The 18,419-nt window shown below is 34.3% G+C and carries 19 protein-coding genes; 8 read left to right on the top strand and 11 right to left on the bottom strand.

All coding sequences use genetic code 11. The annotated features are described in order from the left end of the window. Positions 1 to 208: 208 nt before the first annotated feature. From arfB to HM987_RS00445, 7 genes are all read right to left on the bottom strand, one after another. Entirely contained in the window at positions 209 to 613 is a 405-nt protein-coding gene (gene arfB, locus HM987_RS00475) for an alternative ribosome rescue aminoacyl-tRNA hydrolase ArfB (protein WP_179004303.1), read from the bottom strand. Next, positions 613 to 2,172, bottom strand: coding sequence for a DUF4301 family protein (locus HM987_RS00470; RefSeq protein ID WP_179004301.1), 1,560 nt, complete (start codon positions 2,170 to 2,172; stop codon positions 613 to 615). Before HM987_RS00470 ends, arfB begins: the two co-directional genes overlap by 1 nt. Further along, positions 2,169 to 2,738, bottom strand: coding sequence for an AAA family ATPase (locus tag HM987_RS00465; protein ID WP_179004299.1), 570 nt, complete (start codon positions 2,736 to 2,738; stop codon positions 2,169 to 2,171). Before HM987_RS00465 ends, HM987_RS00470 begins: the two co-directional genes overlap by 4 nt. Continuing rightward, on the bottom strand, positions 2,699 to 3,331 hold the full coding sequence (gene pnuC, locus HM987_RS00460) for a nicotinamide riboside transporter PnuC (RefSeq protein ID WP_179004297.1): 633 nt from the start codon (positions 3,329 to 3,331) through the stop codon (positions 2,699 to 2,701). The genes HM987_RS00465 and pnuC overlap by 40 nt, the downstream gene beginning before the upstream one ends. 51 nt (positions 3,332 to 3,382) lie before the next feature. Then, the gene (locus tag HM987_RS00455; RefSeq protein WP_179004295.1) at positions 3,383 to 3,643 is read right to left on the bottom strand and encodes a hypothetical protein; all 261 of its coding nucleotides are present in this window, start codon (positions 3,641 to 3,643) and stop codon (positions 3,383 to 3,385) included. 108 nt (positions 3,644 to 3,751) lie between these two features. Next, positions 3,752 to 4,498, bottom strand: coding sequence for a geranylgeranylglyceryl/heptaprenylglyceryl phosphate synthase (locus tag HM987_RS00450; protein WP_179004293.1), 747 nt, complete (start codon positions 4,496 to 4,498; stop codon positions 3,752 to 3,754). Beyond that, positions 4,498 to 5,124: a 4'-phosphopantetheinyl transferase family protein gene (locus HM987_RS00445; protein ID WP_179004291.1), complete on the bottom strand. Its 627-nt coding sequence runs from the start codon at positions 5,122 to 5,124 to the stop codon at positions 4,498 to 4,500. Before HM987_RS00445 ends, HM987_RS00450 begins: the two co-directional genes overlap by 1 nt. 129 nt (positions 5,125 to 5,253) lie before the next feature. On the opposite strand from HM987_RS00445, the gene ahcY reads away from it, so the two are divergent. The 4 genes from ahcY to HM987_RS00425 all read left to right on the top strand — a co-directional run bounded on the left by ahcY (position 5,254) and on the right by HM987_RS00425 (position 7,956). After that, positions 5,254 to 6,570: an adenosylhomocysteinase gene (gene ahcY, locus HM987_RS00440; RefSeq protein ID WP_179004289.1), complete on the top strand. Its 1,317-nt coding sequence runs from the start codon at positions 5,254 to 5,256 to the stop codon at positions 6,568 to 6,570. Between the two features lie 239 nt (positions 6,571 to 6,809). After that, positions 6,810 to 7,481, top strand: coding sequence for a hypothetical protein (locus HM987_RS00435; RefSeq protein WP_179004287.1), 672 nt, complete (start codon positions 6,810 to 6,812; stop codon positions 7,479 to 7,481). Next, positions 7,459 to 7,641, top strand: a complete 183-nt coding sequence (locus HM987_RS00430) for a hypothetical protein (protein ID WP_179004285.1) — start codon at positions 7,459 to 7,461, stop codon at positions 7,639 to 7,641. The genes HM987_RS00435 and HM987_RS00430 overlap by 23 nt, the downstream gene beginning before the upstream one ends. 3 nt (positions 7,642 to 7,644) lie before the next feature. Next, on the top strand, positions 7,645 to 7,956 hold the full coding sequence (locus HM987_RS00425; RefSeq protein WP_179004283.1) for a helix-turn-helix domain-containing protein: 312 nt from the start codon (positions 7,645 to 7,647) through the stop codon (positions 7,954 to 7,956). 201 nt (positions 7,957 to 8,157) lie between these two features. On the opposite strand, the gene HM987_RS00420 is transcribed toward HM987_RS00425, so the two are convergent. After that, positions 8,158 to 9,699 (bottom strand): Rne/Rng family ribonuclease, encoded by a 1,542-nt coding sequence (locus tag HM987_RS00420; protein WP_179004281.1) that lies wholly within the window; start codon positions 9,697 to 9,699, stop codon positions 8,158 to 8,160. A 477-nt stretch (positions 9,700 to 10,176) separates the two neighbouring features. After that, positions 10,177 to 10,467, bottom strand: a complete 291-nt coding sequence (locus HM987_RS00415; RefSeq protein ID WP_008270198.1) for an HU family DNA-binding protein — start codon at positions 10,465 to 10,467, stop codon at positions 10,177 to 10,179. 134 nt (positions 10,468 to 10,601) lie between these two features. On the opposite strand from HM987_RS00415, the gene mutY reads away from it, so the two are divergent. The 4 genes from mutY (at position 10,602) to gldD (ending at position 14,085) form a co-directional block, all read left to right on the top strand. Further along, complete coding sequence (gene mutY / locus HM987_RS00410; RefSeq protein ID WP_179004279.1) at positions 10,602 to 11,642, top strand: A/G-specific adenine glycosylase; 1,041 nt, start codon at positions 10,602 to 10,604, stop codon at positions 11,640 to 11,642. 87 nt (positions 11,643 to 11,729) lie between these two features. Beyond that, complete coding sequence (locus tag HM987_RS00405) at positions 11,730 to 12,179, top strand: single-stranded DNA-binding protein (protein WP_179004277.1); 450 nt, start codon at positions 11,730 to 11,732, stop codon at positions 12,177 to 12,179. Positions 12,180 to 12,199: 20 nt separating this feature from the next. Beyond that, complete coding sequence (locus HM987_RS00400) at positions 12,200 to 13,519, top strand: gliding motility-associated protein GldE (RefSeq protein WP_179004274.1); 1,320 nt, start codon at positions 12,200 to 12,202, stop codon at positions 13,517 to 13,519. Further along, positions 13,516 to 14,085 carry a gliding motility lipoprotein GldD gene (gene gldD / locus HM987_RS00395; protein ID WP_179004272.1) on the top strand — a complete coding sequence of 190 codons (570 nt, stop codon included), beginning with the start codon at positions 13,516 to 13,518 and terminating at the stop codon, positions 14,083 to 14,085. The genes HM987_RS00400 and gldD overlap by 4 nt, the downstream gene beginning before the upstream one ends. A 69-nt stretch (positions 14,086 to 14,154) precedes the next feature. Here gldD and HM987_RS00390 read toward each other — a convergent pair whose 3' ends face one another. Next, the gene (locus HM987_RS00390; protein ID WP_179004270.1) at positions 14,155 to 15,828 is read right to left on the bottom strand and encodes a choice-of-anchor J domain-containing protein; all 1,674 of its coding nucleotides are present in this window, start codon (positions 15,826 to 15,828) and stop codon (positions 14,155 to 14,157) included. Between the two features lie 12 nt (positions 15,829 to 15,840). Next, positions 15,841 to 18,375, bottom strand: coding sequence for a TonB-dependent receptor (locus HM987_RS00385; protein ID WP_179004268.1), 2,535 nt, complete (start codon positions 18,373 to 18,375; stop codon positions 15,841 to 15,843). Positions 18,376 to 18,419: the final 44 nt, after the last annotated feature.

The following is an 18,419-nucleotide window of genomic DNA, read 5'->3' as shown; positions in this document are numbered from 1 at the left end:
GTTCTAGGTTCAATGGGTATGATCTCAGCCGATAATAGGCACCCCTTTTTTGAGAACGTGGCAAAGATAAAAGGGATTTTTGATTTTCGAGTAACGATTTTCGATTTTTTCTTCTAGCAAACACAGAAAGTCACAAAGCGAGACTATAATGCTTTGCAGTTTAGAAGCTTTACGAAAAAAAAAAAAAATTTGCTTCTTGAATTTGGAATTAATCTAATTTTGGTGGCTTTCGATTGGCCTTTTTCTCAGCATTAATCCGTTTGTTCTTCAGGCGTTTCATTTTGACTTTTCTGGGAACTCTAGTCGGAACCCTTAACTTTTCTTCCTTTAAGCCTTCTTCAATCAATTCTAAAAATCGTCGGGTGACTAAAGCCTTGTTTCTAAATTGACTTCTGCTCTCATCAGAAGCAAGGATTAATACGCCGTCTTTGGTTAATCGATTATTGAAAAATTCAGAAAGTTTTTGTTTTTCTTCGTCATTAAAGACTTGGGAATTATCAAGGTCAAAATATAATTCAGCTTTAGAGGATACTTTGTTTACATTTTGACCTCCACTTCCTGAACTTCGGACATATTTGTAGTTTAATTCAGATTTTAGTAATTCGGAATTCACTATTCTTTAATTTGATGTGGTGATTTTAACAGATCGTTGACGGTTTTAACAGGATTGAAAGTGATGATTGGTACCTCAACAAAAATCGTCGTCCAATGTGCCATACTTCCATTCCAAAGTCCTGGCAGCTCCAATGCTTTTAGTTGTTTCCCGTTTTTGGTTTTTTGGGAAATGAAAGCGGTGTTAGGATCTACGTAGTTTGCCAGATCAAACTTTTCGCCTTTATAATTTTTTATACCACAAACTAAATCCACAGGGTTAAAATGGGTGGCGTTATTTAGTATATCTGCTTGTTTTTGGTCTTCTAAATTGATTTGAGCTGATTCCACAATTTGAAGCGATTGGTTAGATCTGTGATCTTTTACCCAAAATGGACCGCCTCCTGGCTCGCCTTCATTTTTTACCATGCCACAGATACGAATCGGTCGGTTTAGTTTTTCCTGAAGGTATTCCACCTTATAACGATCTGAATATTTTTTATACTCATCAGATATTTTGATGCTTAACTTATTTGTTAGAAAATTCTCAATAGTTGTTAAACGCTCTTCTGTAATCGCTTTTGAATCTAATTCATGGAGATATTCAAAAGTTTGGGTTTGTAATTCCAAAAGAATTCCTGCTAGCACTTTTTTATATTTTGCAACTTCTTCTTTGTATCTATAGACGACGACATTATCTATATTTTTAATAAAAACAACATCTGCATTGAGGTTATTCAGGTTTGTCAATAAAGCGCCATGACCAGAAGGTCTAAACAATATGGAGCCATCAGCTTTCCTAAAAGGTTCGTTATCCAAAGTTAACGCAATGGTATCCGTAGATTGCTGTTGGTATGAAAATGAAATATCAAACGTAACGCCTGTATTTTTCTCTATATCGTGTTTAATGTTTTTAAACTCCTCATTGAATTTATCTTCATGAACTTCTGAAATAGTGAAATGCAATTTAGCCAATCCATTACTCGATGCGTATAAGGCTGCTTCGTACAAATGTTCTTCAAAGGCCGTAGAAATATGGTCTTTTTTATACTCATGAAATGGTAACAATCCCTTAGGTTGATTACCAAAATTTAATTGGTTTTCATCTAACATCGCTTTTGCGAAATGCCACACTTTTTCTTGCGTTGGTAACGTTTCAAGGTTTATACCTTTAGATTTCAGTGACGCTAGTATCTCTCTATAAAATGGAAATTTTTCCATCCCAACCATAAAGAGTGATAATTCCCTTAAATTGTTTCTGTTGATATAAGAATTAAGTGATTGTTCATCAGGATTATATTGGTTGACAAACTGAAATAGAAATTTGAACATTCGGGTTGCAGCTCCTGATGCTGGTACAAATTTTAATAACGTTTTCTTATCTTTTTCTGCTTCGAATGATGCGATGAACATGTCAATTAAACTATCATTCAATGTCATTATTCCGCTATCAGTCGTCGCTGCTTCAGCAATGTTTGTAAATGGAATTCCAGCTTCGAAAATGTGAACTTGTTTTTTTACTTCATCTAAGCTTAAACCTTTAGACTCTATTTGTTTTATATCTTTTTCTGTAAAATTCATAATTTGTTATTTAATAGACGATCAATATGTTGAACAGCAATCTTAAGACGTTCCTCTTTACTTCCTTTTAATAAAACATAAGGCTTATTGTAAGTTTTAAGAGCCGTTTCAAAAGCGTTGAACATGCGTTCTCTTTCATTGGGTTTATCCCTAAGGTCGTCAGCTTCCCAAGGCGTGTCAATATAAGTTAAAAAGTAAAGATCGTAAAAATTTTTTAAAGCGTAATTGTCTAAAACCGGGTCACATGTTCCTGAATAATAAGCTTCACTATATACTTTGGTTTCCAATAAATCGGTGTCACAGATTAAAACTGAGTCTGTTTTTTGGGCCAGTTTATTTTCAAGAGCCATCTGTCCAATTGCTATGGGAAGTAAATCTTTTGGTTCACAAGTTTTACGTTCATCATTCCATTTTTCCTGTAAATAATCCCGTGCATATTCTGGCACCCAAACGGAATTATAATGCCTTGCCAATTGTATAGATAGCGTAGTTTTTCCCGTAGATTCTGGTCCAAACAAAACTACTTTTATGCAGTCTGATGGCTGTTGTTTAAGTGCTTCTTCCATGCGATGTAGCCTTGTATTGCTAAGATTGTAAAGATAAGATATTGTAATGACAACATGCCCAAACCTCTATATGCATAGAGAGGAATTGTTATTAAATCGCCAATAATCCAAAGGGTCCAGTTTTCTAATTTTTTATTTGCCATGTACCACATTGCTGTAAAGAAAATACCAGAAGTAACAATATCGATATAGTTTGGAATTTCTATAGTATAATCATAAAAGAGATACACTAAATAGGTAACTATCATGGTCAATATAAATAAGCCAACACCAATTAGTTTTTCTTTGGAAGTCGTTCTGGAAATCGGAACAGCTATGACGTTGTTTTTTTTCCGCGACCAATTCCACCATCCATATAGACTCATGAGAGAATAATAAAAATTCATCATCATATCGCCTAAATATTGATTAATATATAAGAGATAAACAGTAATTACTGTACAAATTATTCCTGTTGGATATACGAGAATATTTTCTTGTTTTGCATACCAAACACTCGCTATTCCGAACACAAAAGCAACGGCCTCTAATACAATTTGATATGTGGGAGCATTTTGATAAGCGTTTAAGAAAAAATCAAAAATTTGGTTCATGTTTTGATATTCTGCTGAATACCTACGAGGTTTTTAAAACCTTGCAGGATATTAAAAATGTGGCTCATAATCGCTTCTGTCAGTTTTAACTAATTTCATTTGCAATACGGCAATGTCTAAACCTGAAAATGAGTTCTTAATTTCTTGGGTCAAAAAAGCCATTACCTTATCATAATCCCCATAGATCTGCGTGCTTAGAGGGTTTTCCAAAATTTTAAATTCAGAAGACCTAAGCGCTTTTATAAAGTCGATGATGTGTGGTTCGTAATCGTCTTTTAGTGGTGTAAGTGTGAGTTCTATTGATATTTTCATACTTTGTTTTGCATTTCGACTACGCTCAATGTTAACTTCAGCGGTAATCTTTTAATTATACATTAGTTTATATGGACTTCGACTGCCCTCAGTCTGACACAGTCTGAGTTACTTTATTAATTCATCAAAGAAAGTTTCATCCGCTTCAAAAGCAGTTCCTATAACCACTAAATCTGCTCCTGCTTTGTAAGCTGATTCCATGTCGGCTTTTGTTCTTATGCCTCCTCCAACAATCAAAGGTATATTGAGTTGTTGTTTAACTTCTGAAATAATACCAGCTTCAATAGGATGTGTTGCGCCACTACCAGCTTCAAGATAAATGAATTTCATGCCTAATAATTCTCCTGCCTTTGCCGTGTCTTTTATTGTTTGAACCTTTTTTCTCGGAATTGGTTTAGTTTCACTCACACGTTGTACAGCAGTTTCTTTTCCACCATGCTTAACAGCAGGAAGGTTTTCAATTAAAATATATCCTGTTGGAATGACTTCCAAATTAGAGTGCTTCAACCTGGAAACTGCTTCGACGTGTTTACCAATTAAATAATCTGGATTCCGACCAGAAATTAGAGATAAAAACAAAATACCATCTGCTTTATCCGTAATTTGAACGATATCGCCAGGAAATAAAACAACCGGTAAATTGGTGTGTTTTTTAATTTCGATGACTAAAGTTTCCGTTAAACCTTCATCAACTTCGCTGCCTCCCACAAAAATATGTGTGGCTATGGATTGATTGACCTTAGACATAAAATTCGACATATGTTCAACCTTCATCTTATCCGGATCAATCAAAACGGCTAAGAGTTTTTCGGCTTTAGCTTTTTCAGCAATTATATTTTGGTAAATACTGTTCATTACGGAATCACATAAGCACAGGTAAACCCTTCAAACTCTAAAAAAGCGGTATTATACCTATATTTTTTACCTTCATAATCAATCCAAGCCACAGTGTGACCATCTATCATCGAAAAAGGGATCACTAAAAAATGATCTCTAAACAACATGCCAGGAACGGCAAAAAGTTTATAAAGCGATTCTTTAATTCCCCAAATTACGGTAAGTCTATTGATGTAATCGTCATCAGTAGATTTTAAGTAATTGTATTCATAATCCACAAATTTATGGGCAATGACTGTTATTTTTTCGCGTTGCTTTTCAATATCAATGCCTACTTCTTTATCACTTACAATGACTCCAGAAAAGGTAAAGGAATGCGTAATGGAAATATGTTTCCCATCCTTTAGATGCGGTTTTCCGTTGTCGTCATAAAACAAATCCTGGTCTGTATAACCAAATTCGCGTAACAAATGACGCACACTCAAAAAACCACGTTGATGCAATTCACTTTTCATCCCTAAAACCCGTTTTAAACTGTTAGGTTTTAAATCTAAAGGCTGAAATAACTCCTCATAAGTTTCTTCAATCTTCCAAATTTTAACAGTAGTTTGTGAGTTTACACTAATGGTTTTGTATAATGGCATTTAGAATTCTGAATGTTATTGGTTATCTTTGCACTGCCTGAGGCAGATTTCGCATTTTTTATGTAGCGAATTTAACTATTTAAGTGTGAAACCCAAAGGCAAGTATAATTTAAAAAAAGTCAAAAAAATATGAGTACAAAAACAGTTGCCTACGTACCTAATAAGGTAAAAGATATGTCGCTTGCGGCTTGGGGAAGAAAAGAAATTGAATTGGCTGAAGCAGAAATGCCAGGTTTGATGAGTTTGCGTGAAGAGTATAAAAACGAGCAACCTTTAAAAGGCGCACGTATTGCAGGCTGTTTGCACATGACGATTCAGACTGCGGTTTTAATTGAAACATTGCAATCCTTAGGCGCAGAAGTGACTTGGAGTTCTTGTAATATTTTCTCAACTCAAGATCAAGCTGCAGCTGCTATTGCTGCCGCAGGAACCGCTGTTTATGCTTGGAAAGACATGACAGAAGAAGAATTTGATTGGTGTATAGAGCAAACCTTGTTCTTTGGTGAAGACAGAAAACCATTAAACATGATTTTAGATGACGGTGGCGATTTGACAAATATGGTTTTGGATAAATATCCAGAATTGTCTGCTGGAATTAAAGGATTGTCTGAAGAAACAACGACTGGAGTTCATAGACTTTACGAGCGTGTTAAAAATGGTACATTAACAATGCCAGCGATTAACGTGAATGATTCTGTTACAAAGTCGAAGTTCGATAATAAATATGGTTGTAAAGAATCTGCGGTAGATGCGATTCGTCGCGCCACTGATATTATGTTGGCCGGAAAACGTGTAACCGTTTGTGGTTATGGCGATGTTGGTAAAGGTACAGCTGCCTCTTTTAAAGGCGCAGGAAGTATTGTAACCGTTACTGAAATCGATCCTATTTGTGCATTACAAGCTGCAATGGACGGTTTTGAAGTGAAGAAATTGGAAACTGTTGTTGCCAACTCAGATATAGTTATTACCACTACAGGAAATAAGGATATTGTTAGAGCTGAGCATTTTGAAGCCATGAAAGACAAAACTATTGTTTGTAATATTGGTCACTTCGATAACGAAATACAGATGGCTTGGTTGAACAAAAACCACGGCAATACTAAAGATACCATTAAGCCACAAGTAGATAAATATACTATTGACGGTAAAGACATTATCATACTAGCAGAAGGTCGTTTAGTAAATTTAGGTTGTGCAACTGGTCATCCAAGTTTTGTAATGAGTAATTCATTTACCAACCAAACGTTAGCGCAAATTGAACTTTGGAAAAACAGCGACAAGTACGAAAACGATGTGTATATGTTACCAAAGCATTTAGACGAAAAAGTAGCGAAATTACACTTAGAAAAAATAGGTGTTGAGCTAACTGAATTGGCAGAATACCAAGCTGATTATATTGGTGTAAAAGTTGAAGGACCTTATAAGCCTGAGCATTATCGATATTAACAAATTCCTTTGAAAAAAGGAATCTCAAATTCCAATTTTAAAATTTCAAATCCCAAGCATTCGTGTTTGGGATTTTTTTATTTGGGCAATTTTAATTTGGTTTTTAGCACCAAATTAAACCACGCTTTCCACTATATCTTTTTTTCGTGCCTCTAAAAAGGATGCCGTTTCAATCGTTAGTGCAAAAAATAATCTCAAATATAGTTGTGTGATATTTAAGTTTTACTTAAATTTAAATTATGAAATTTATTGACGCATCAAATCCAAAAGATTTTTTATCTCTACAAACTTCGTTTCAAAATGAAGAACTTGAAATGATTGAATGGATTGGGTCATCTATGTCTGAGAAAGTCAAATATATGCTTGAATCTTTATCAGATATAAATTTAGATTCCATATCAAATAGCATTCAAGAAAATTTTGTGAAAACTGATTTTACATCTATAAAATCAAAGTGCAATCTTGGAAAGACTATTTCTGGATTAGAATCAATGAAGTCCTTTGTTGAGGCTATCAAAGTTGATTTTGTTTATTTAAAAAATAATTCATTTTCCCTTCGCGCTTCTTTAAGAAGATACAATATCCAAGATCTTATAATATTGTACTTGAAAGAAAAAGACCATGATAAGAGAAGATTTATTTGGGACTATATAATTCGCCAAGAAAAGATTAAAAAATACAATGTATTAATTAAGAAAATAAATAGAAGGCTCAAAAGAATTCTTTTTTATTTAATTACCTGTATCCAAAGAAACTTAAGGCTATTGATTAGAAAAATTCAATCTTTTCATTTTAAAAATCTCGATGATTATCATGGTAATACTATTATTGAAAATTTACAATTTAAGGTTATTCAACCTTCAGTATCAATTTTAAATAATAGTAATAATGAAAAAAAATATTTTAGATAAAATAAATGACGCTTTGTTATCAGATGAGATTTCAGATGAAACGAAGGTATTATTAATAGATGTAAAAAGAAATTTAAAACAAGCCAAAACCGAGAAAAGAATTACACAAATAGTTGCAGTCTTGATTAAGATTATAACTGGCTTTTTTGATGATGATTAAAATATGGAAATAGGACAAGTAATTAGAAGTTTGATAAAAAAAAGAGGTTTAACTCAAAAAGAATTAGCTTCAAAAATTGATAAAAGCACAACCGCATTATCTCAAATTATCAATGGTGCGTATGAACCGAAGCCAGAAACTTTGGATAAAATTTGTACAGTATTAAATGTGCCCAAACCTATTCTTTATTTCATGATGATTTCCGAAGAAGATATTCCAGATGATAAAAAAGAAGTTTATAAAATACTAGAACCAAGCATTAAAGAGTTTATTTTCTCTGTATTTGGTTCTAATCAAACAGAAGTATTGAATTAAAGTTTAAACTCTTCCAGAAATGTGAGGGTTTTATTTTTTGGTATTAGGACAATTCCAAAACAATGAAATATGGAAATATCAGCTCAATAGTTTTCAATACTAAAAGTGGATATATTTAAGTATGAACATATACTTAAAAACAAAAAGCCCAATTGTTCCGATAGTTATCGGAATCTAATTGGGCTTTTTTACTAATAGATATTATTTGATTTTGTTACCATCTTTATCGTAAAAATGGTATTCAAGATAAGTGTAAGCATCTCTAGGTAAAACTTTTACCCATTTTTTGTGTTCAAAAAACCACTTTGAACGTACTGATGGAAACCCTTTGGTTAAAAAGGCTGCTATAAAAGGATGTGCATTTAGTGTTACTTTTTTATAATCTTTTCTGAAAACGCGTTCTAGGTCTTGATTAATACGCTCCACCACTTTAATTGGTGCTTCGATTTCATCGCCTAAAACATTAGGATTTTCTTCTTTCGTTTTAATATTGCGTTCTGGCCTAACGCGCTGTCTGGTTATTTGCACTAAACCAAACTTACTCGGCGGCAATATTTTGTGCTTTGCTTTGTCGTCTTTCATCTCATCCCTGAGATAATTGTAAAGTTTTTTTCTGTTCTCGGCACGTCCCATATCGATAAAATCGATAACGATAATGCCACCCATATCACGTAAACGTAATTGTCTGGCAATTTCTTGGGCAGAAATCATGTTGACTTCCAAAGCGGTGTCTTCTTGGTTCTTTTCTTTATTAGATCGGTTACCACTATTCACATCTACAACATGTAGTGCTTCAGTATGTTCTATAACCAAGTAAGCGCCTTTTGCCATAGAAACAGTTCTTCCAAATGATGTTTTAATCTGGCGTTCTATGCCAAATTTTTCAAAGATTGGAACACCATTTTTATAAAACTTTACTATAGACTCTTTTTTCGGTGCAATTTGTTGCACGTAATCTTTTACTTGTATGTACATTTCTTCATCATCGACAACAATACCAGAGAATGAATCGTTAAAAATATCCCTTAAAATTGAGGATGCTTTGTTCATTTCTCCCAGTACTTTGGTTGGGTGATGTGCTTTGTACAATTTTTTACACATTGCTGTCCATCGATCCAGCAAATTCTGTAAATCACTATCGAGCTCGGCAACTTTTTTGCCTTCAGCTACAGTACGAATAATAACCCCAAACCCTTTAGGTGTGATACTTTTTACGAGTCTTTTTAAACGGTCTTTTTCTTCTTGCGATTCAATTTTTTGAGAAATTGAAATACGATTAGAAAAAGGTACCAAGACAATGTATCTTCCAGCAATAGACAATTCTGAGCTAATGCGTGGTCCCTTTGTAGAGATCGGTTCTTTTACTACTTGTACTAAAATGGATTGATTGGATTTTATGGCATTTGCAATACTGCCATGTTTGTCCAAATCCTTTTCCATCGGAAAGTCTTTAAGGGTGTAATCCCTTAATTTTCCTGTGCTTACACGTTTAATGAATTTTAAAAGTGAAGGCAATTGCGGTCCAAGATCATGATAGTGTAAAAAACCATCTTTCTCATAGCCAACGTTAACAAACGCAGCGTTTAAACCAGGAATAACTTTACGTATTTTGGCAATAAAAATATCGCCAACCGCAAAGTTGTTATCCTCTTCGTCTTTATGCAATTCAATAAGTTTTCCATCTTTTAATAAGGCAAAATCAACAATATCTGAACTCGATCTTACGATTAATTCATTGTTCATAATGTTAATTTATATCTAACTCTTAATTGAGATAGATGGATTTTACTTAGTGAACTGATTTAAACTTTTTAGGTCTAATAAAAATTACCGCTTATAGCTTTTTCTTTTCTTTCATCGCTTCTTAGCGCTTGCTAAGCAACTTAAAAAGATTCAAAATATGACTATAAACTTAAATCTTCGCTAGATTTTAACTGCTCAAATCAGTTCAATTAATTGACACAGGTCCCGAATTTAATCGGGAAACCAACAAATCTTGGAGTACTCTATTAAATACGCCAGATTCTATATCAAAGAACGTTTCGTTAAAACTGAAAAAAGTAGTTATAAAACTACTTTTAACAATTTATTTCTTTTTATGACGATTAGCGCGTCTACGTTTTTTACGCTTATGCGTCGCTACCTTGTGTCTTTTTCGTTTTTTACCACTTGGCATAATAAATAATGCTTTTTAATTAATATTTTATTTTAAATGCTTTCTTAGTTCACTTCAACATTAGATTTAACACCTTCTAAAAATACTTTAGCTGGTTTAAATGCTGGTATGTTGTGTGCTGGAATTTTTATTGTAGTATTCTTTGAGATATTACGACCTGTTTTTTCAGCTCTTGTTTTAATAATGAAGCTACCGAAACCTCTTAAATACACGTTATCTCCGCTCTCTAAAGATGTTTTTACTTCTTCCATAAAGGTTTCTACAGTTGCTTGTACGTCTCCTTTTTCAATACCTAATTTATCAGATATTTTTGCTACCAAATCGGCTTTTGTCATTGTTACTAGTTTTAGGGTTACTATTTATTCTAAGGGATTGCAAATATAGGTAATTTAATTTCAATAGTTCAAACGTAATTAATTAAAATTTAACACAATAAACATTTAATTTTGCTTTTCATTAAAAAAGGCCAATGGATTTCAAACATAAACTAATTAACTGGTACTCAATAAATAAACGACAATTGCCATGGAGAGAAACCCGAAATCCTTATCATATTTGGCTCTCAGAAATTATTTTACAACAAACCCAGGTTAAGCAAGGTTTACCTTATTATGAACAATTTGTTACCCAATACCCAACTATTTTCGACCTTGCCGACGCTTCTGAAACATCGGTTTTAAAATTATGGCAAGGTTTGGGCTATTATTCCAGAGCAAGGAATCTTCATTATACAGCTAAACATATTGTAGATGAGCTTCATGGCCATTTTCCTGATAATTACAATGATTTATTAAAACTAAAAGGCGTTGGAGATTATACAGCTAGTGCCATTGCTTCCATTGCCTTCAACGAAGTTGCGGCTGTGGTAGATGGCAACGTGTATAGAGTTTTATCGCGCTATTTTGGCATTGAAACGCCTATCAATTCTACTTTAGGCATCAAAGAATTCAAAACTTTGGCGAATTCTCTGATCGATGAGGATCAGCCAGCAACATATAATCAAGCCATCATGGAATTTGGTGCGCTACAATGCAAACCAAAAAATCCCGATTGTAACATTTGTCCCCTCAAAAATGGTTGTATGGCGCTTCAGAAAAAAATGGTCGATGTCCTTCCTGTAAAACTAAAGAAAACTAAAGTGACCACTAAATACTTCAACTTTTTGGTTTTTATTGATAACAACCAGCAAACCCTTTTTGAAAAACGAGCAAAAAAAGGGATTTGGCAGAACCTATATCAATTCCCTTTGGTTGAATCTGAAAAAAGTTTGAATTCTGAAGAATTTCATTTATTGAATTTAGAGGATTCATTTTTAAGCTTAAAACCTTTCGATTATTCCTTGTATAATGACGTCGATATTGTCCATAAATTGTCGCATCTGCATCTATACACCAAATTTTGGATTATTGAGGTAGCGCAGTTACCAAGCGATGCAATTTCTACGAAATCATTGACTAAATATCCTGCTCCTGTACTTATTAGCGACTTTATAGACCGGTTTGGTTTTTAGAACCTTAAAGAAATCACATTTTTTTAGTACTTTTAAAGTTGTGACTACACAATTGAGTAACTTTGCAACCTATTAAATAAAATAATTATGGCCGGAACATTAAATAAAGTGATGCTAATTGGAAACTTAGGAGACGAGGTAAAAATGCATTATTTTGATGATAAAAATTGTGTTGGCCGTTTTCCTATTGCGACAAGTGAGTCTTATGTGAGTAAGCAGACCAATGAGCGCATTACAAATACGGAATGGCACAATATTGTGGTGAGAAACAAAGCCGCCGAAATCTGTGAAAAGTACCTAACTAAAGGCGATAAAGTCTATATTGAAGGACGCATTAAAACTAGAAAATGGACTGATGACAAGGGTATGGAACGCTATTCTACAGAAATACAATGTGATGAATTTACGTTCTTAACGCCTAAAGGTGATCAACAACCACAGCAATCCCAGAAGCCCAATACCGATAGTAATCCTCAAAAGCCAAAATCTGCCCCTACTAATACAGAGGCGGAAGGTGATGATGATTTACCTTTTTAACCATTTAATAGTATCTTAACTTGGACCCAGAACCCACGGTTTTAATTTCACATTTATTAGTTATTAATACGTCGTTTATAACAAGTATAGTTGTGCTTGTTGTTTTATTGCTTTGCTCTGCCTTAATCTCCGGAGCTGAAGTGGCCTTGTTTTCCCTGACCAAATCCAATGTAGATGAAGGTTTAGAGAACAAATCTGCTGCGATGCAAATTATTGCTTCACTTTTAGAACGGCCAAAAAAATTATTGGCAACAATATTAGTCGCTAATAATTTCATCAATATCGCGGTTGTATTGTTGTTCGCCTACATCGGAGAAACGCTTTTTAGCAGTATTACAAATACACTTTTTCGATTTTTGATTGAGGTCGTTTCAGCAACCTTTTTAATATTATTATTTGGAGAGATTATTCCGAAGATTTATGCCAGTAGAAATAGTGTAAAATTTTCATCGTTTATGGCAAGACCTTTACGGGTTTTGGATGTGATTTTATCACCATTGAGTTTACCAATGCGTTTCGTTACTATACAAATTCAGAATAAATTTGGTAAACAACGCTCTAACCTTAGCGTCGATCAGTTATCACAGGCATTAGAACTTACCAATGATGAAGACACCACTAAAGAAGAACAAAAACTTCTGCAAGGCATTGTCTCTTTTGGAAATACAGATACCAAACAAGTGATGCGACCTCGCATGGATTTGTTTGCTTTGAGTATGAATACACCTTATGAAACCATAATCAAAGAGATTATTGAAAATGGCTATTCCCGTATTCCTGTTTATGAAGAAAGCATCGACACCATAAAGGGAGTGCTCTATGTGAAAGATTTGTTACCGCATTTAAACAAAAAAACATTTGATTGGACTACCATTTTACGCGAACCTTTCTTTGTACCGGAAAACAAAAAATTGGATGATCTAATGGTAGAATTCCAGACTAAAAAAGTACATCTTGCGGTAGTTGTAGATGAATATGGAGGCACGTCGGGACTGGTTTCGCTGGAAGATATAATTGAAGAAATTGTTGGTGATATTAGTGATGAATACGATGACGATGACTTAGTTTACACCAAGCTTAACAATAACAATTATAGTTTTGAAGGTAAAACACCTCTTAAAGATGTTTATAAAATAGTAGGTATTGAAGACGATGCAGAACTTTTCGACGCTCGAAAAGGCGAAGCCGAGACACTTGCTGGTTTTGTTCTAGAGATATCGGGTGGATTTCCAAGAATCGGCAGTAAAATAAATTTTGAAAATTACGTTTTTACTGTAGAAGCGTTAGAGCGCAAACGCATTAAACAAATTAAACTCACCTTATTAAATCGACATGTATGAAGCGAATAGTCTTACCCTTATTAGGTTTATTGATGTTTAGTTGTGGAGACGATCCGTTACCAAAACCTAAAGGTTATTTAAGATTAGAGTACCCAAAAGCCAATTACAAAAAGACTAGTGTCCCATTACCATTCTCTTTTGAAAAAAATGAACTTGCTAATCCAATAAAAACTATAAAGTCTTTGGGTAAAACCAATGGTGTTGATGTAAAATACCCAACTTTAAAAGCCACTATTTACCTCACTTATAAAGCGGTGGAAAACAATAATTTGGATAGCTTGTTGAGAGATGCTCAAAACCTCACCCAAAAACATACGATCAAAGCTGATGAAATTTCAAGTAATCTCTATGAAAACAAGGAAGCAAATGTATATGGGATGTTGTATGAAATTGGAGGTAACGCAGCATCGCAATCCCAATTTTATGTTACGGATAGTATTAATCACTTTTTAAGTGGTTCGCTTTACTTCTACGCGAAACCTAATTACGATTCTATTTATCCGGCTGCAGAATATTTGAAGAAGGATATTAAGAAGATTATGGAGAGTGTGCGTTGGGAGGATTAATACTTTTTTTAAATAAAAAAAGCCTCTTGAAGTATATTATCAAGAGGCTTTTTTAATTTTAAAGATCAATTAGTTTTGGTAAACCCATTCACCTCCCATTTTTATTACTGCGAAATCTTCTGTAGTATTGCTACCATTGTAAACTTCAATTGTAATAATATATTTTTGTTCTTCTGCTGCAGATGGATCAATATTGTTGAGCACGACGCTAATTGCATCTAATACCATGGCATCAGTCCATTCAGCACTGTTTCCAGCTCTTCTGTCCATATTTCCATAGTTACCCATACTATCTGTGGCTGCTGGATAATCCGTAGCTAAAGCAGAAACTATCGCAGCATAGTCATCACTAGTTAGTGTATATCTAATTGTATTATCTGGAACCCAAATACCATCTTCAATACCAAATTGTAACGTTGTAGAAATGACACTTTCATGACCAGACCATACGCCATTCATATAAGTATAAGCATTACCTCTAATTTGTGCTCCACTTGAACTTGAATAATAATCATATATGACCAATAACTCTTCTTCCTCTTGAGCATATGGGAAAGTCAATTCCAAGAATGTTGGTAAATAATTATCTGGCGGAATTGAACTACCGAAATTATCATATTGTCCAGGTTGACCAGAACCTTCACCCATTGAATCAAAATCAGCAGAACTTAAGTAATAAACACCTTCAATAGTATCCCAAGCACCTGCTGAATACATAAAGTATTCTCCTTTAGAGTTGGTTTCACCAGTAGCGCCTAATGTCTTAATTTTTAAACTTTGTATTCTCCATCTTGCAGCATCACCTTCATCAACGTCAGGTGTACTTGGATCATCTCCTATAGATGTATATTTGAAAGCAATATTAATAGTTTCGCCGTCATAAGCAGAAAAATCGTAATCTTCAGAAGTCGCCATATCCTCAGTTGCAGGATTTGCTAATACAATTTCGTCCCAAGTTGCAGTTAAAACGTCACCTGAATAATCTGTAGAGACTAAAATTTTAACTAAAGATGGATCTCCGGCAAAATCAAGTTCTTGTGTAATCTGGAATTTCAAATCACTTTCCCCAGACAAATCTATGGAAGGTGAAACTAGCCACTCAACATTTGAATATTGGTCACCAAAAAAACCATTTCCGCGCACGTTACCTGTTTCTGATGTCCATACCTCATCATCACCTGATTCTTCAACAATATTCCATCCTTCAAGACTTCCGGCAAAATCATAAGCCACTAAATCCGCTAGTCCCACTACAGGATCTTCAGTATATTGATCATATTTCGCTAAAACTACATCTCCTTCAACTGGATCTACTATTTGAGCTTCGAGTATTGCAGGAATCTCTTCAGAAGCGTTGACGTCTGGATAAAATCCAAAAGCATCACTTCCAGCGGTAGCATAATCAGAATTAGTGAATTCATAAATGGTAGCACCAGTATAATCACTTACACCTTCGGCCGAACCAATATATAAATCATATCCCACTAACACTTGAGAACCTTCGCCCCAAAATGGATACATTGTTTCTAATAGTTGTGGAATAGAATCTTTTGCTTGTTGTTCAGAATTAAAACTTCCGAAACCCAAGTCTAAGGCGTCATAATCATCACTAGTTAGTGTATATGTATCACTACCCACTATTGGATCGGCACTTGTATCTAAATCATCATAGATATCCTCCATTGGGTCACAACCCACGAAGGTTATACCCAAAATTGCTAAACAATAAATTATTCTTTTCATCTCAATTATTTTTTAAAATTTAACTTTTAATCCTACACTATAGGTTCTTCCCGGTCCGTAATATACTAGAGCTTTTTCAGCTAAGCCCTCAACGTCATTTGCATCAGAGATATACTCTGTATTAAATACATTATTGATTTTACCATTTAAGGTTGCTTCGAAAGAACCCAATTCAAAGGTATGTCTCATCCCTAAATCAAATAAACCAAAATCAGGGATTTTCCAGACGTCAGGAAGTCCAGCACTTTCTCTATTTGTAACATCATAAGATGCGTAATTGTCACCTGCAAAGTTATAATCTACGTAGATATTAGATTTTGGTGCTAGCTTGTAGTCAACACCTAAAGCAAAAGTAGTCTGAGCAGCATCACCAACTTTCAAACCATCGGCGACAACAGTTATTGTATCTCTCACCTGTCCCGCTTGATTTCTCGCAGGACCTGATGCGTTACTTGTCCATTTCCAATCACCCAAAGACGCCATACCTGTTACAGTGAGAATATCTGTGGCCTTATATCTAAAGTCAACCTCAACACCTTGATGTAAGGCATCTACACCTGATAAGTTATAAAAAAATGGGTCGTTATCATTTGGTATCCTTCCTTCAACAGCTTTATCCAACCAATTAGTATAATATACATTGACATTGGCACTTAGCTTATCACCACGAAAACCGTATCCTAATTCGGCACTAAATACATTTTCATTTACAGCATCTGTATTAGCATCTATGCCATCTTCGTTAATAAATACAGCATCTAAGAATGGAGCTCTGGAAAAGTAGCCTATATTTACAAAAACGTTATTATTAGCATCAAGATTATAGTTACCACCCCCTTTAATACCATAGCCTAAGAAGCTTTGTGTTTCAGACTTTCTGCTTCCTGTAATGGTTCTATTCATATATTCTTTCTGGTTATAACTACTATTAGAAATATCTGCAGCCATAAAGAAATTCAACTTTTCTGTGAGTTGATACTCAGCCTGTCCGAAAAGACCATATCTTAAAACTATACCATCGTAATCTTTATTGTACTTGTCTCCAACTTTAAGTGGTTGGCCGAAAGCAAATGTATTAACTTCATTATCCAAGTAAAACTCTCCGCCTAAAAGATCATCTACTTGGTACCAGTGAGAGCCAATATAATAGCGTCCATCTAAACCACCTGAAATAGTCAATGCATCATTAACTCTATTTTTATAAGTAGATAATATACCATACCATTCATGAGAATTTCTAGAAGATGATATAATATCGCTGGAACCATTCACCCCATTTGCTTTATTCTCTAATATGATTCTGTCGAAATCAATTGGTGTTAAGCCCGTAGACCCAATTCTATATTCTGCTGACCCGATTTTTGAGCCCTCATCTCTTCTTCCTCCTCCAGAACCAAAAGAAGCATAAACCGCTGTTGATAAAACTGACTTTTCGTTAATATCCCATAAATGGTTTATAGACATTTGAGGCTTATGATAGAAGTTGTACGATTGGTGATAAACTTGACCATTTTTATAACCCCAATCTTTATTTGCTTTCTTAGGTCCTGAGTCTGTTTCTTGTAATTCAGCAATAGTTGAACGGTTAAAACGCTGCCCATGTTCTTGTTGCGCCCCAAATGCAGTAAATGAAAGTCTGTGCGCATCATTTATTTGTTGAGATAAACTTACAAAATAGTTATATCCTGAAAATTCAGTTCCATCAACATATCCATCACCAGAAATTTTTGACGCACTAACTGTTGCAGCAAATCCTTTTTCATTTAAACCAGTTGAATATGTCATTCCATATTTTAAATACCCATCGTTTCCTATAGTCGACATAATATTCCCTCCTTGAACAGCATCTGTTGTTTTAGTAATAATGTTAATTGTACCACCAACTGATGAAACTGCCACTTTAGAAGCTCCTAAACCTCTTTGAACTTGCATAGTGGAAGTTACATCTCCTAAACCTGCCCAGTTACTCCAATAAACAGCTCCATTTTCCATGTCGTTTACTGGAACACCGTTAATCATTACCGCTACATTTTCAGAATCAAATCCTCTAAGGTTAATTCTACTATCTCCGTAACCACCACCTTGTCTTGTTACATATACACCTGGAGTAGATTTCAAAATTTCAGGAAATTCTTGAGTACTTAATTTTAAAGAAATCTCTTCTGCTTTTATGGTTGAAACTGCAACTGGCGTTTTTCTATCAACTGCTACAGAAGCGATAATCATAATTTCATCTAACCCTACGTCACTAGACATTAACGTAATTGTTCCTAAATCTGTATCTCCACTATAGGCTATAGTTTGAGTTACGTACCCCACATAAGATATTACAACCTCTCCAGATTCTGATGCTGCATTTAAAGTGAAATCACCATCAAAGTTTGTCGTTGTTCCATTTGTTGTTCCTTTAACTATAATATTGGCACCAGGAAGTGGTGAGTTCATGTCACCATCAATAATTTTTCCTGTGATAGTGGCTTGAGCATATATCGCTGTTGAGAACAGGGTCAATATGGCAATACATAAAAATTGATTAAATTTTTTCATATTAAAATTTAAGTTAATTGGTTTTATTATTCGGCGCAAATTTA

This window comes from Winogradskyella forsetii (assembly GCF_013394595.1).
GTDB classification, from domain to species: Bacteria; Bacteroidota; Bacteroidia; order Flavobacteriales; family Flavobacteriaceae; genus Winogradskyella; species Winogradskyella forsetii.
Note: the sequence above shows the minus strand (reverse complement) of the source record. Positions and strands in the feature narration are given on the sequence as shown.

What these genes read in the sequence shown, in the direction of transcription:
- HM987_RS00470 (WP_179004301.1), bottom strand. Translation starts at nt 2,172, where the DNA reads ATGAATTTTACAGAAAAAGATATAAAACAAATAGAGTCTAAAGGTTTA.
- HM987_RS00465 (WP_179004299.1), bottom strand. Translation starts at nt 2,738, where the DNA reads ATGGAAGAAGCACTTAAACAACAGCCATCAGACTGCATAAAAGTAGTT.
- pnuC (WP_179004297.1), bottom strand. Translation starts at nt 3,331, where the DNA reads ATGAACCAAATTTTTGATTTTTTCTTAAACGCTTATCAAAATGCTCCC.
- HM987_RS00455 (WP_179004295.1), bottom strand. Translation starts at nt 3,643, where the DNA reads ATGAAAATATCAATAGAACTCACACTTACACCACTAAAAGACGATTAC.
- HM987_RS00450 (WP_179004293.1), bottom strand. Translation starts at nt 4,498, where the DNA reads ATGAACAGTATTTACCAAAATATAATTGCTGAAAAAGCTAAAGCCGAA.
- HM987_RS00445 (WP_179004291.1), bottom strand. Translation starts at nt 5,124, where the DNA reads ATGCCATTATACAAAACCATTAGTGTAAACTCACAAACTACTGTTAAA.
- ahcY (WP_179004289.1), top strand. Translation starts at nt 5,254, where the DNA reads ATGAGTACAAAAACAGTTGCCTACGTACCTAATAAGGTAAAAGATATG.
- HM987_RS00435 (WP_179004287.1), top strand. Translation starts at nt 6,810, where the DNA reads ATGAAATTTATTGACGCATCAAATCCAAAAGATTTTTTATCTCTACAA.
- HM987_RS00430 (WP_179004285.1), top strand. Translation starts at nt 7,459, where the DNA reads ATGAAAAAAAATATTTTAGATAAAATAAATGACGCTTTGTTATCAGAT.
- HM987_RS00425 (WP_179004283.1), top strand. Translation starts at nt 7,645, where the DNA reads ATGGAAATAGGACAAGTAATTAGAAGTTTGATAAAAAAAAGAGGTTTA.
- HM987_RS00420 (WP_179004281.1), bottom strand. Translation starts at nt 9,699, where the DNA reads ATGAACAATGAATTAATCGTAAGATCGAGTTCAGATATTGTTGATTTT.
- HM987_RS00415 (WP_008270198.1), bottom strand. Translation starts at nt 10,467, where the DNA reads ATGACAAAAGCCGATTTGGTAGCAAAAATATCTGATAAATTAGGTATT.
- mutY (WP_179004279.1), top strand. Translation starts at nt 10,602, where the DNA reads ATGGATTTCAAACATAAACTAATTAACTGGTACTCAATAAATAAACGA.
- HM987_RS00405 (WP_179004277.1), top strand. Translation starts at nt 11,730, where the DNA reads ATGGCCGGAACATTAAATAAAGTGATGCTAATTGGAAACTTAGGAGAC.
- gldD (WP_179004272.1), top strand. Translation starts at nt 13,516, where the DNA reads ATGAAGCGAATAGTCTTACCCTTATTAGGTTTATTGATGTTTAGTTGT.
- HM987_RS00390 (WP_179004270.1), bottom strand. Translation starts at nt 15,828, where the DNA reads ATGAAAAGAATAATTTATTGTTTAGCAATTTTGGGTATAACCTTCGTG.
- HM987_RS00385 (WP_179004268.1), bottom strand. Translation starts at nt 18,375, where the DNA reads ATGAAAAAATTTAATCAATTTTTATGTATTGCCATATTGACCCTGTTC.